This window comes from Bacteroides salyersiae (assembly GCF_031172035.1).
Taxonomy (GTDB): Bacteria; Bacteroidota; Bacteroidia; order Bacteroidales; family Bacteroidaceae; genus Bacteroides; species Bacteroides salyersiae.
The window spans coordinates 3,577,157-3,590,247 of record NZ_CP133452.1 but is presented as its reverse complement, the minus strand read 5'-3'; the positions used below and the strand labels follow the sequence as shown (position 1 = coordinate 3,590,247).

Here is a 13,091-nt window from a genome sequence, read left to right as displayed (position 1 = left end):
CAAATATACTAAAAATTAGTATCCAATAGAAGATTAATACGTACATTTGTCAGCAAATCATTATAAAAGCAATTATGGAATTATTTCACAAAATGATTTCTGCCGCCCTGAATATATCGGAAAAGCAGATCAACAACACTCTGAATTTACTAAAAGACGGCGCTACCATCCCTTTTATCAGCCGTTACCGTAAAGAGGTAACGGGAGGCCTGGACGAAGTACAGATAGAAAATATTAAAAACCAATACGATAAACTTTGCGAAACGGCCAAACGTAAAGAAACCATCCTCAGCACGATCAGCGAGCAGGGCAAATTAACCGCCGAGCTGCAAAAACGTATCGACGATACTTGGGATACCACTGAATTGGAAGACATTTACCTGCCGTACAAACCCAAACGAAAAACCAGAGCGGAAGCTGCCCGGCAAAAAGGCCTCGAACCACTTGCCGTAACACTGATGCTGCAACGTGAAAACAACCTCGAAGCCAAAGTCGGCTCCTTCGTGAAAGGAGACGTGAAAACAATAGAAGATGCCTTGAAGGGTGCACGTGATATTATAGCCGAACAGGTGAATGAAGACGAACGAGCCCGTAACGCCATACGCAATCAGTTCAGCCGGCAAGCCGTAATCAGCGCCAAAGTAGTGAAGGGCAAAGAAGAAGAGGCAGCTAAATACCGCGATTATTTTGAGTTCTCCGAACCTCTGAAACGTTGCACTTCCCACCGCCTGCTGGCCATTCGTCGTGCAGAGTCCGAAGGGATGTTGAAAGTATCCATCAGTCCGGATGACGAGGAATGTATCGAAAGGCTCGAACGCCAGTTTGTTCGCAGCAACAACGAATGCGGCCGCCAAGTAGCAGAAGCCGTACAGGATGCATATAAGCGTTTACTCAAACCATCCATTGAAACAGAATTTGCCGCCATCACGAAAGAAAAAGCCGATGAAGAAGCCATTCGCGTGTTTGTAGAAAACCTGCGCCAACTGCTGCTCGCCCCTCCATTGGGACAAAAACGGGTATTGGCCATAGACCCCGGTTTTCGTACAGGTTGCAAGATCGTTTGCCTGGACGCACAAGGCAATCTGCTACACAATGAAAACATTTATCCGCATCCACCGGTAGAAAAGAAAAAAGAAGCAGCCGCCAAACTCCGCAAGATGGTGGAAGCTTATCAGATAGAAGCAATCGCCATCGGTAATGGTACGGCCAGCCGGGAAACGGAATATTTCGTTACCACCCAGCAGTTCGACCGTCCTTTACAGGTATTCGTTGTCAGCGAACAAGGGGCATCGATCTATTCTGCCTCCAAAATAGCACGTGATGAATTTCCGGAATATGATGTAACCGTACGCGGTGCCGTATCCATCGGACGCCGCCTTATGGACCCACTTGCCGAATTGGTAAAAATCGATCCGAAATCAATCGGTGTAGGACAATACCAGCACGATGTAGACCAGAGTAAACTTAAGAAAGCACTCGACCAGACAGTGGAAAATTGCGTAAACCTGGTAGGTGTAAATCTGAATACAGCCAGCAGCCACTTGTTGACGTATATTTCGGGGCTCGGTCCGCAGTTGGCACAGAATATCGTAAACTATCGTGCGGAAAACGGTGCTTTCGGTTCACGCAAGGAGTTGATGAAAGTCCCGCGTATGGGCGCAAAGGCTTTCGAACAATGTGCCGGATTCCTCCGCATTCCACAAGCCGTGAATCCGTTGGACAATACTGCCGTACATCCCGAAAGCTATTGCATCGTAGAGCAGATGGCAAAAGATTTGAAATGCAGTGTTGCAGAATTGATCGGTAATAAAGAATTACGTACAAAAATTAATATATCGGCATACGTGACTTCCACAGTAGGTATGCCGACCTTGCAAGACATCATGCAGGAACTTGAGAAGCCGGGACGTGACCCGCGTCAGACAATCAAAGCTTTTGAATTTGATAAAAACGTGCGTACAATCGATGACCTGCGCGAGGGGATGATACTTCCCGGTATCGTAGGCAACATTACTAACTTCGGTGCCTTTGTAGACATAGGTATTAAAGAGAACGGATTGGTGCATCTCTCACAGCTTGCCGAACGTTTCATCTCTGACCCGACGGAAGTGGTGTCCATTCACCAGCATGTAATGGTAAAAATCCTAAGTGTAGATTATGCCCGAAAACGGATACAATTGACCATGATCGGTGTAGAACAAAACTAAACACGATTTCTCCATACATCAGGTAACGTCCTATATTTTTTTAGACAGAAGAACAGGAGAACAAAAAATGAAATCAAATATGTTCTTCTGTTCTTTTGTCTAAAAACTAAAAAGACATCTGTTTTTTTCTTTCAAAATACCAAATGATGCATCCCGTCATCAGAATCATTAATACCGTACAGATAATAGAACCTTCGAATCCAAAATCCCCCCCATTCAAAATGTTATTATCCGGAAATTGCAACTGCAACAAAGAAGAACATAGTATAGTACCGCTTACTTTATACCCCAAAACCGGCCCCTGCAGCCAATTCCAAAACAGATGCAATGAAATGGGAAACCATAAATTACGTGTATAAAGAAAAGTAACTCCTAACAGGCATCCCGCCAACACCAAATTCAATAAAGGCAAAAAGGCAACATTCGGATTGAAGAAATGCATCAAAGAGAACAAGACAGAAGAAATTCCCAAAGAAAGAAATTTATTAAGCCGTGTCCGTAATAAACGTCCCAAAATATATCCACGTACCATTATCTCTTCCGTTAAAGCAACCAGAATAAAAACACCAAAGCTACCGGCCAAATCAACCACACTCAACTGTACTCCCGTCACTTTCACCTCTCCCGATAACAACGAAAGCCCAAAACCGACACCATATAAAACCACAGCAGCCAATAATCCATACAGGATATCTCTTCCACGCCCTTTGATGCTGAGCCCCAAGTCCGATAACGGCCGATGATCAAAATACTTAAGAATAAAATATGCTGGAAGAACCGCCGCCAATAATGTGGCCGACTGAATAATCGCATACTGGGAAAGAGTAAGCGAACTCGTTCCGGGAAGTCCGATGACGATATACCCCAACATCGAAAAAACCACGGAAAGAAATAAAAATGCCACCACATAGACAGATAAGCTTACAAGCACGTGAGCCCCTTTAGATTCTTTTTTCTGAATATCTTCTTGTTCCATTTTATAAATTGTTAATCCGAAAGCAAAAATAACTATAAAAATCAAAAAGGCCGGTTCAATCTCTCTTTTTTCTGTATATTTGTCTGAATAAAACTTCAATCATGAAAATAAAACATTTATTTATAGGTATATTATTAGCTACAACAGCGCTGAACGTAGCGGCACAACCAGTTAGTAAACAATATTTTGTTCCCAAAGCAGGAACATTGATTTCTCTAATGACAGAAGACGAGGCCAATAGCATTACTCACCTCACCCTGACAGGAAAAATCAATGCAGAAGACTTCAAACACCTCCGCGACGAGTTTCAAAACTTAGAAGTACTGGATATCTCTAATGCGGAAATCAAAATGTATACCGGTAAGGGCGGAACATACCCCGATAAAATCTATGTATATATGCCCAACTTTATCCCTGCTTATGCTTTTTGCCGGGTAGAAAACGGACAAGCCAAAGGAAAGCTCTCATTGAGGAAAGTCATTCTTTCGGAAAAGACTAAAAACATAGAAGACGCCGCTTTCAAAGGTTGTGACAATCTTGCCATCTGCCAGATTAAAAAGAAAACACCGCCCAACTTGTTGCCGGAAGGATTAGCAGACAGTATTACTGCCATTTTCGTACCCTTAGGTAGCAGCGATGAATATCGTTTGAAAAACAATTGGAAATCATTCGCCTTTATTGAAGGAGAGCCACAGGAGGTCACCCTGCAAGTAGGAGCAATGGGCACATTAGAAAGTGAAATCCAAAGAGCAGGATTGCAACCCAGAGACATAAACTTCCTCACAGTAGAAGGGAAGCTGGACAATAACGACTTTAAATTGATAAGAGACTATATGCCCAATCTGGTTGCCGTAGATATATCAAAGACCAATGCCGTATCCATACCCGACTTCACCTTCTCCCAAAAAAAATATCTGCTACGGATAAAGTTACCTCACGGACTGAAAGTAATCGGACAGCGCGTATTCAGTAACTGCGGCAGATTATGCGGTACTGTAGAATTACCTCCCAGTGTGACAGCTATCGAGTTCGGTGCATTTATGGGGTGTGACAATCTTCGCTACGTAGTGGCCACAGGAGACCAAATCACTACATTGGGCGACAGTCTCTTTGGCGAAGGAGGGGGTAACAAACTGATATACAAAAAATAGAATAAAGGGAGATGGGAGAATTGAAATTCTCCCATCTCAAGTTGCTAATTTGATAAATATAAACAGAGACCGTTTTTTGAACCGATGAGGAACCTTTGATGCGGAAAGATGATTGCAAACGACATTAATCACTGTATATCAAAGAATTAATCATTCATTTATCTAACAAATGAACTGATATTCTTTACCTGCAAGAATACGTATTTAAGACTATGTTAAATACTATCTTTTACCATTAAGAATACGCTTCTTTATAAACAAGAAATTAATCTTCTGTGAAAGGAGAAACAATATGCCGGAAACCGGATTAACAATGTTAAAATCAGATGTGCGATTTTCCCACTGAATTCATAAGAAAATGACCGAAATACTATCGGATGAACCGGAATAATTAAAAAATAAAAAAAACGAGCAAATTCTTTTTTAAGAATCCCTCGCCTCCCATAAGAAAAGCCAATAGGCTTTTCTTTTTTTGTTACCTCTTTTTTCCTGAATACTAATCTTTTCTTTACCTAAAAAAACTTCAACTACCTATTATTGTTATCCTTTTCAAATCCTTTACCTCTATTTACCTATTGAAGTTCTTATTTAATACCTTAAATCTAATACCTTAAATTTTCTTTTTTACCTTTTAAACTAATAGCAATTTCCCAATTGCACTGCAAAGATACAGCTTTTTTCCGTGTCCGCAAACGGTTTTATATTTTATAACACAATTTTATGGTTATAAATCTTTCACATCGCTCAACTCAACCAGCTTATTCACAATAGCATAGATCGTTAAGCCGGCAGCACTGTGTATTTGCAATTTCTTGCTGATATTCCTACGATGAGTAATGACCGTATGTATAGATAAAAACAATTTCTCTGCTATCTCCTTATTTGTCATTCCCTTCACTACGCAAATTACGATTTCTTTCTCCCGCTGGCTAAGAGTTTCCTGTCCGTCTCCTTCATCATCGGGTGCAATATTCTGCAAACGGATAATCTTATTGGAGAGCGTTTCCAAATCATCAAAAATAGAGATGGAATCATCGTATTTACTCAATAGCGTGGCATCGATAAACGAGCTTACCAATGCCACAACCCGGATACCTTTTCCAGTTGTTTCTTCACGGAAACGAGCTACATCAAAATAATCACCGAATGTGGGATTCACTACCAATATATCGGGATATTGCGTACGCAAACAATCATGCAGGGCTTCGACGGACAAAAGCTCTACCGGCTGAATTTTCAAATTGGGCAAACGTTTCAACGCTAAAGTAAGCCCGCTACGGATAATCACAGAATTCTCGGCAACAGCTACCCGGATTGTCTCATTATTTTTCATGATCCATCATCCTCCTTTCCAAATTCAGAATAGCAGGAACAAATATATAATCCTCTACCTTGCAATGCGATTCGAGTCCCTCCTCACAAGCATAGATATCAAACAAGGCAGCATTAAGCAAATTCGTATTCGCTTTGGCCGGACAATATTTAATAATGATGTTCTTCAACTCCGTCAACTTCTCTCCCACCTGATCGTGATGTTTCGAGAAAGTGCTGATCTGATAATTTTTCGGCGCATTGTTCTGAAGCAAAGCATCTACATACTTAAATACGGTTTTTTCTTCGTATTCCATATGTTTGCGTACTTCACGCATATATTCGTCGAAAAATTTCAATATAAGAAAAGAGACATCATTTTCCGAACAATCGATGGCTTCCAGCAGCTTACGCCGAATGGCAGGCAGACAAAAATCAAGGAAATAGATGTGGGCTTGGCGCAAATAGTCTACCAATGCCGGGATAGATAACTCATCCGTTTCTCCATCCATGCGTGAAAAGCCTTCGGCCATAAAATTCACCACGACAAGAAAAGTACGGCAATCCACCCCGTTCATTTCACAAACCTCCTTCACGGTTTTATCACCGAACCCCAACGAAAGCCCAAAACGACTCATAACCTGCAATAAAGAGTAATTATCACTGATAAGATCAATCATTTTATCAGAGGGCTTGTATTTTTGTAATCTATCCATATTATACCTATTATATATTACGAGTGCAAAGAAACGGATAATTTCGCGCGCGCGCAATCCCCATTTATAGGTATTTTGGAGATTTATGAATTACGAATTCTGATTTATGAATTATTATTTACTGATAAGTATAGTCCGCCAATCACCATTTTTTAGTAATTTTGCGTTCAACTGACAAATCATAATTTATAAATCATAATTCAAATTCATTCTCATGGCAAACGAATTAGCATTGAAATACGGCTGCAATCCCAATCAAAAACCGGCCCGTATCTTCATGAAAGAAGGCGAACTGCCTATCGAAGTATTAAACGGACGCCCCGGATACATTAATCTGCTGGATGCATTCAATAGCTGGCAGTTAGTACAAGAACTGAAAGAAGCTACCGGACTTCCGGCAGCCGCATCTTTCAAGCACGTCAGTCCTGCAGGCGCCGCCGTAGCAATAGAGATGAGCGAAACACTTAAAAAGATTTATTTTGTAGACGATCTTCCGCTTTCACCTTTGGCTACTGCCTATGCCCGTGCCCGTGGTGCGGACCGTATGTCGTCTTATGGTGATTTCATCGCTTTATCCGATACCTGCGATGTAGAAACAGCCCGCCTTATCAACCGGGAAGTATCCGATGGAGTCATTGCTCCCGATTATACGCCTGAAGCATTGGAAATTTTACGCAATAAACGGAAAGGGACTTACAATATCATCAAAATAGATCTTGCATATCGCCCCGCTCCCATCGAGCATAAAGACGTTTTCGGTATTACTTTCGAACAGGGACGTAACGAACTCAAAATTGACGAAACTCTGCTACAAGAGATGCCTACCCGGAATCAGGAAATTCCTGCTGAAGCCAAACGCGATCTGCTTATTGCCCTTATCACGCTAAAGTATACACAATCCAATTCGGTATGTTATGCAAAAGACGGACAGGCAATAGGTATCGGTGCCGGACAGCAATCACGCATTCATTGTACCCGCCTTGCCGGCAATAAAGCCGACATCTGGTATCTGCGCCAACATCCCAAAGTGATGAATCTCCCTTGGAAAGAGAAGATCCGCCGCGCCGACCGTGATAATACGATCGATATTTATATCTCCGATGACTACATGGACGTATTGACAGACGGCACATGGGAACAGTTCTTCACAGAAAAGCCAGAAGTGCTGACCCGTGAAGAAAAACGTGAATGGCTGGATACACTGACCGGTGTAGCTTTAGGTTCGGATGCGTTCTTCCCCTTTGGCGATAATATCGAACGTGCACATAAGAGCGGAGTAAACTACATAGCACAACCGGGTGGTTCCGTACGCGACGACCATGTCATCGAAACATGTGATAAATATAATATTGCCATGGCATTTACGGGTATCCGCCTGTTCCACCATTAATTGCATATATAAATAAGGTGTCGGTTTTTCATCATGCCGACACAGTCTCATCATATCCCCATTTATAATGATAACGTACGTGTTATTCCATTATAAATGGGGATTTCACATTTCATCCTTCGCCCTTATCTTTGCATTATCATAAAAAAAAGAAATTGAAAATGAGTAAGATTGGTGTTTTTTACGGTTCAACAACAGGAACCACAGAGGATGTAGCTCGCAAAATTGCAGAAAAGCTGAATGTTCCTCAAGGAGATATCCACGATGCTTCGACATTGACCGATGCATTGGTTAAAGAATACGATGTGCTGGTGCTGGGCACTTCAACTTGGGGCGCCGGTGAATTGCAGGACGACTGGTATGATGGTGTCAAGGTTCTGAAAAAGGCAGATCTTTCCCATAAATTCGTTGCTCTGTTCGGTTGCGGAGATTCCGACTCATACAGCGACACATTTTGTGACGGCATCGGTATTCTGTATGAAGATTTAAAAGATACCGGCTGTACATTTATCGGAATAACAGATACGGCCGGATATACTTTTGATGCGTCTGTAGCGGTAGTAAACGGTAAATTCGTCGGACTCCCCATTGATGAAGTGAACGAAGACAGCCAGACCGACCAACGTATCGATCAATGGGTAGAAGGACTTAAAAAAGAAATCAACTAAAGCCAGCCTGATTTTCCAAAAAATCATGCAGGCCCAATAAACTCTAATATTTTATCACAATCTTGCATTATGGCTACCGAAAGAATCATTCCCGGCGAAGTACGGATTTTCCTAAATCATATTTACGAGTTTAAAAAAGGAGTTCGCAACATGGTGCTCTACACAATGAACCGTGAATATACAGAATTTGCCATACGCCGTCTGGAAAATCAGAATATCAGCTATACGATACAAGAAGTAGGAACGAACAAAATCAATTTGTTCTTCGGCAAACCGGAGTGTATGGAGGCCATACGCCACATTATCACTCGTCCGCTGAACCAACTGACACCTGAAGAGGATTTCATTTTGGGAGCTATGTTAGGATACGATATCTGCCAGCAATGTAAGCGATATTGTGGGAAAAAAGAAAGTATTAAGATTGCTGTTTAGCGTAGTTTTGTATGTGTTAGCTTTGTTGTATGTCTTTTTTAGCGTAGAAGCCGTTTCATTAGGGGGAACGGCTTCTTTTTTTTCATATATATTCAGTTTTATAATTACCTATTAATACTGAGACTCGCGTCAATATTCATTATTTATAGGTATTGTCCGCCTTTCCATTCGCTTCTATCTTTGCAGCCATAAAAAATTATATAAAACATGAGAAAATTAACAAGCTTATTTATTCTCTGTTTCCTGTTATCATTCGGTAAAGTCACCGCACAGGAAAAAAGCTCAGTACAAGAAGAAAAGAGCTCTTATACAGAAGAATACGACAAATTCCGTTTTGGCGGATACGGTGAAATGGCGGCAAGCTATAAAGATTATGATTTTAACCGTTTTAAACATTCCAGCGGTTCTCCGAAAAGAAACAGAGGTGAAATCTCCATTCCTCGTTTTGTATTGGCCTTTGACTACAAGTTTTCTCCCAAATGGATACTCGGTTCAGAAATTGAATTCGAATATGGAGGTACAGGAGTAGCCCGTGAAATTGAATGGTTCGAAGAAAACGGAGAATACGAAACCGAAATTGAAAAAGGCGGAGAGGTAGCTCTCGAACAGTTCCACATTACACGTCTCATCAACAAATATATCAATGTTCGTTTCGGACATATGATTTTACCGGTAGGACTAACAAATACACATCACGAACCTATCAATTTCTTCGGAGTATACCGTCCGGAAGGCGAAACAACCATCTTACCGTCAACCTGGCATGAAACCGGTGTGGCTATTTTCGGAGAAGTGGGAAAATTCGACTATGAGTTTCAAGTAGTAAACGGTCTCGATCCACAAGGATTTCGAAGTGAAGACTGGATCTCCAATGGAAAACAAGGAGCTTTTGAAATCAGTAATTTCACGAGTCCGGCTTTCGTAGGACGTATTAATTACAATGGAGTAAAAGGCTTACGTGTAGGCGTTTCGGCCTATTATAATAAAACAGCGAAAAACGGAACAAAACCGGATCGTAACAATGAGTATGATTTTCCGGTAACCATATTTACCGCCGACATGCAATACAAAAGTCCGAAAAACAATCTCATCGTACGTGCCAATGCCGTATACGGGCAATTGGGAGCAAGTGCGGCACTTAGCACAATCAACAATAGTTCCTCCGGTGCTTCCGGTTATCCCAATACAACAGTTGCTAAAAACGCAGTCAGCTATGCAGCCGAAGCCGGATACAATATAGGCGCTTTCTGGGGCCCCAAAGCACCCCGAATCTATCCTTTCATGCGCTATGAATACTATAATCCGATGGAAAAAGTAGAATCAAGCAGCCAATTGGCCGACAAGCGTTTCCAATCTTCGGTTATTACTGCAGGACTAAACTATTATGCACTCCCTAATCTTGTTATAAAAGCCGATTATTCCAATCGCCGGATCGCATGGGGGAAATATAATAATGAAAATACAGTATCAGTAGGCATTGCTTACATCGGCTGGTTCATCAAGAAATAAGAGTATAATATCAAATCACAAAATTTAAAATAAAATGAAAAAGAGAAGTTTATTTCCAATCCTGTTGATAGGATTCACTTTAGGATTAACATCCTGTAATGAAGATTCTAAGAAAGAAGACATCACCACCAATCCGTTTGCCAATCTTCCGGCAGATAGTGGACAAAAACCTACCACTGAACAAATGGATGCAGCGATAGCCAATTTTGTCGATAATGTCGCAATACCGACTTATGCCGAATTAGTAAACAAAATGACTCTCTTAAAAAATGCAGTCGACAAATTCATTGCAAGTGGAACTAAAACCGACCTTGAAAATGCTTGTGATGCCTGGAGAGATGCCCGTAAGCCTTGGGAAGAAAGCGAAGCATTTCTGTTTGGAGCTGCCGACAAAAAAAGCTATGACCCAAGCTTGGATAGCTGGCCTCTCGACAAAGAAGGTATAGACCAAATTCTGGAAACAGGTAACTGGGACGCCATCGAAGGAGATGTAAATGAAGATGAAAGTGCTGTAAATCCTCCACAAAATTTACGTGGTTTCCATACTGCCGAATATCTGCTTTTCAATGAAGGTGATGCACGCGATATCGCCGACTACACCAACAACATGAAAATTTATCTACAGAAAGTAGTAACCCGTATGCTCTCTGACGTCACCAATATGCACAAAGGCTGGACAACCGGACTTCCCGGAGATGAAGATCTTCCTACGGCATACGGAGCTGCCTTGAAAGAACATAACGGCACATACGGTATCAGCAGTATTTATGTAGCTATCGAAACGATGTTGAATGACAACAACGGAATGGCTGCAATCGCCAATGAAGTAGGTACCGCCAAGATCGCCGATCCTGTAAACGCATGGAATAGCGGTGATAAAGAAGGTGGCGTACTTGCTGTGGAATCATGGTACAGCTGGAACTCACTGACAGATTATGTAGACAACATCGTCAGCATCAAAAACTGTTACTTAGGCGGACGCAATGGTGAATACAACGAAGCAGAAAGCCTTTCAGCACTCGTCAAAATCATAAATCCGACACTTGACCAATTAATTCGTCAGCAGATAGAAGATACAATGGATGCTATCAATGATATTCCCAAACCCTTCCGTAACAATCTGGGCGCAAGTGTAGAAATCAAAAAAGCACAAAATGCATGCGCTTATCTAAACACTGGTCTGGGACTCGTAAGAGGTAAACTGGCATCCAATTAATGAAATGAACGAAATACATACAATATGAAAATTAGCTTATTCATTCCCCTAAAGAATAGAGCTATCAGCACCATATGGGGATGCAGGAGCCTTACCGGAGCTTGTATCCTCTTTGGTACGTTGATAAGTTATACACTACAGAGTTGTGACAATCAACTTGATGATAAGCTTATACTGAAACCTAACGGTGAACCGGCACTCCCTGCCGAACTGTCTGCCGGATATTCTACCATATTCTCTTCATCACCAGATGCATACGACACGAATGCAGACTGGGTTACCGGAGAACTTCTGACACGCTTTAACAGAGGAGACGGCCTGTATGACGGTTCACGCGGAACAGGAAGCAACACAGGCGGAGGATTGGGACCAGTATATGCTGGATATTCCTGCGGAAGTTGCCATAAAAGTACCGGTCGTACCAAACCGGCCCTTGCCGACGGCGGTTCGGGCAACGGATTTTCGTCCATGTTAGTGTATATCAGCCGCAAAACCGGAGGATACTTCCCGGAGTACGGACGTGTATTGCACGATCAATCCATCTATGGTGTAAAAGCGGAAGGAAAAGTAAAAATAACCACTACAACACAAAAATTCCGTTTTCCGGATGGCGAAGAGTACGAACTGATGACTCCGCATTACGAGATCTATCAATGGTATGCCGACAGCATTCGCCCGGAGGATTTGCGTATCAGTGTACGCCAGCCCTTACGTCATGTAGGGTTAGGCCAAATGATGGCGCTCGATCTCGACGAGTTGCAAAAAGTGGCAGCCAAAAGTAATTATCCCGAATACGGTATCAGTGGACGCCTGAATTATATCACTGAAAAGGGTGTAAAACAGATCGGATTATCGGGTAATAAAGCACAACATGCCGACCTCACCGTAGAACTCGGATTCTCATCGGATTTGGGGGTAACCAACGACCGTTATCCTCACGAAGTCTGTGAAGGTCAAAGTCAGATGATGGGATTTTCCAACTACGGGATTCAGATATCCACTGAAGACATGGAAAATGTAGATCTTTATATGCAGGCTTTGGGCGTACCCGCACGGCGCAATGTAACAGATGAAACTGTACAAAAAGGAGAGAAACTCTTCCACCAGGCAAAATGCCATTTATGTCATGTCACTACATTACACACCCGTCCAAGAGGTTCCAAACTTCTGAACAACACCCAGTTACCCTGGTTGGGCAGCCAAACGATTCATCCCTATTCCGATTTCTTATTGCACGACATGGGAACAGAACTGAATGACGATTATACCAGTGGCCTGGCTACCGGATACGAGTGGAGAACTACTCCTTTATGGGGAATCGGACTGCAGGAGACAGTTAACGGACATACTTATTTCCTGCACGACGGACGCGCCCGCAATCTAACAGAAGCTATCATGTGGCATGGCGGCGAAGGTTCTGCCTCACGCACTCTTTTCTCACGGATGAGCAAAGAAGAACGTGCTGCACTCATCACTTTTCTTGAAAGTTTATAATCAGATAAAAAACAACAACAA

General features: G+C 42.2%; 11 protein-coding genes. 8 read left to right on the top strand and 3 right to left on the bottom strand.

The window, feature by feature from the left end:
- Nucleotides 1-74: 74 nt before the first annotated feature.
- Nucleotides 75-2,207, top strand: coding sequence for a Tex family protein (locus RB604_RS13290; RefSeq protein ID WP_005923133.1), 2,133 nt, complete (start codon nt 75-77; stop codon nt 2,205-2,207).
- Between the two features lie 106 nt (nt 2,208-2,313).
- On the opposite strand, the gene RB604_RS13285 is transcribed toward RB604_RS13290, so the two are convergent.
- Entirely contained in the window at nt 2,314-3,183 is an 870-nt protein-coding gene (locus RB604_RS13285; RefSeq protein ID WP_005923134.1) for a CPBP family intramembrane glutamic endopeptidase, read from the bottom strand.
- A 101-nt stretch (nt 3,184-3,284) separates the two neighbouring features.
- On the opposite strand from RB604_RS13285, the gene RB604_RS13280 reads away from it, so the two are divergent.
- Nucleotides 3,285-4,334: a leucine-rich repeat protein gene (locus RB604_RS13280; protein ID WP_005923135.1), complete on the top strand. Its 1,050-nt coding sequence runs from the start codon at nt 3,285-3,287 to the stop codon at nt 4,332-4,334.
- Between the two features lie 724 nt (nt 4,335-5,058).
- On the opposite strand, the gene RB604_RS13275 is transcribed toward RB604_RS13280, so the two are convergent.
- Entirely contained in the window at nt 5,059-5,667 is a 609-nt protein-coding gene (locus tag RB604_RS13275; RefSeq protein WP_005923136.1) for a response regulator transcription factor, read from the bottom strand.
- Complete coding sequence (locus RB604_RS13270) at nt 5,657-6,361, bottom strand: hemerythrin domain-containing protein (RefSeq protein ID WP_025819322.1); 705 nt, start codon at nt 6,359-6,361, stop codon at nt 5,657-5,659. Before RB604_RS13270 ends, RB604_RS13275 begins: the two co-directional genes overlap by 11 nt.
- 214 nt (nt 6,362-6,575) lie before the next feature.
- Here RB604_RS13270 and RB604_RS13265 point away from each other — a divergent pair, with 214 nt between their 5' ends.
- The 6 genes from RB604_RS13265 to RB604_RS13240 all read left to right on the top strand — a co-directional run bounded on the left by RB604_RS13265 (nt 6,576) and on the right by RB604_RS13240 (nt 13,070).
- Nucleotides 6,576-7,751 carry a phosphoribosylaminoimidazolecarboxamide formyltransferase gene (locus tag RB604_RS13265; protein WP_007480549.1) on the top strand — a complete coding sequence of 392 codons (1,176 nt, stop codon included), beginning with the start codon at nt 6,576-6,578 and terminating at the stop codon, nt 7,749-7,751.
- Between the two features lie 161 nt (nt 7,752-7,912).
- Nucleotides 7,913-8,419 carry a flavodoxin FldA gene (gene fldA, locus RB604_RS13260; protein ID WP_007480548.1) on the top strand — a complete coding sequence of 169 codons (507 nt, stop codon included), beginning with the start codon at nt 7,913-7,915 and terminating at the stop codon, nt 8,417-8,419.
- Between the two features lie 69 nt (nt 8,420-8,488).
- Nucleotides 8,489-8,851, top strand: a complete 363-nt coding sequence (locus RB604_RS13255) for a DUF2023 family protein (protein WP_025819321.1) — start codon at nt 8,489-8,491, stop codon at nt 8,849-8,851.
- Between the two features lie 207 nt (nt 8,852-9,058).
- Nucleotides 9,059-10,360: a putative porin gene (locus RB604_RS13250; RefSeq protein WP_007480547.1), complete on the top strand. Its 1,302-nt coding sequence runs from the start codon at nt 9,059-9,061 to the stop codon at nt 10,358-10,360.
- A gap of 34 nt (nt 10,361-10,394) precedes the next feature.
- Entirely contained in the window at nt 10,395-11,576 is a 1,182-nt protein-coding gene (locus RB604_RS13245) for an imelysin family protein (RefSeq protein WP_005923148.1), read from the top strand.
- Between the two features lie 24 nt (nt 11,577-11,600).
- Nucleotides 11,601-13,070, top strand: coding sequence for a di-heme oxidoredictase family protein (locus RB604_RS13240; RefSeq protein ID WP_005923151.1), 1,470 nt, complete (start codon nt 11,601-11,603; stop codon nt 13,068-13,070).
- Nucleotides 13,071-13,091: the final 21 nt, after the last annotated feature.

Excerpts from the sequence above, each read along its gene's own strand:
- RB604_RS13290 (WP_005923133.1), top strand. The coding sequence starts at position 75 with ATGGAATTATTTCACAAAATGATTTCTGCCGCCCTGAATATATCGGAA.
- RB604_RS13285 (WP_005923134.1), bottom strand. The coding sequence starts at position 3,183 with ATGGAACAAGAAGATATTCAGAAAAAAGAATCTAAAGGGGCTCACGTG.
- RB604_RS13280 (WP_005923135.1), top strand. The coding sequence starts at position 3,285 with ATGAAAATAAAACATTTATTTATAGGTATATTATTAGCTACAACAGCG.
- RB604_RS13275 (WP_005923136.1), bottom strand. The coding sequence starts at position 5,667 with ATGAAAAATAATGAGACAATCCGGGTAGCTGTTGCCGAGAATTCTGTG.
- RB604_RS13270 (WP_025819322.1), bottom strand. The coding sequence starts at position 6,361 with ATGGATAGATTACAAAAATACAAGCCCTCTGATAAAATGATTGATCTT.
- RB604_RS13265 (WP_007480549.1), top strand. The coding sequence starts at position 6,576 with ATGGCAAACGAATTAGCATTGAAATACGGCTGCAATCCCAATCAAAAA.
- fldA (WP_007480548.1), top strand. The coding sequence starts at position 7,913 with ATGAGTAAGATTGGTGTTTTTTACGGTTCAACAACAGGAACCACAGAG.
- RB604_RS13255 (WP_025819321.1), top strand. The coding sequence starts at position 8,489 with ATGGCTACCGAAAGAATCATTCCCGGCGAAGTACGGATTTTCCTAAAT.
- RB604_RS13250 (WP_007480547.1), top strand. The coding sequence starts at position 9,059 with ATGAGAAAATTAACAAGCTTATTTATTCTCTGTTTCCTGTTATCATTC.
- RB604_RS13245 (WP_005923148.1), top strand. The coding sequence starts at position 10,395 with ATGAAAAAGAGAAGTTTATTTCCAATCCTGTTGATAGGATTCACTTTA.
- RB604_RS13240 (WP_005923151.1), top strand. The coding sequence starts at position 11,601 with ATGAAAATTAGCTTATTCATTCCCCTAAAGAATAGAGCTATCAGCACC.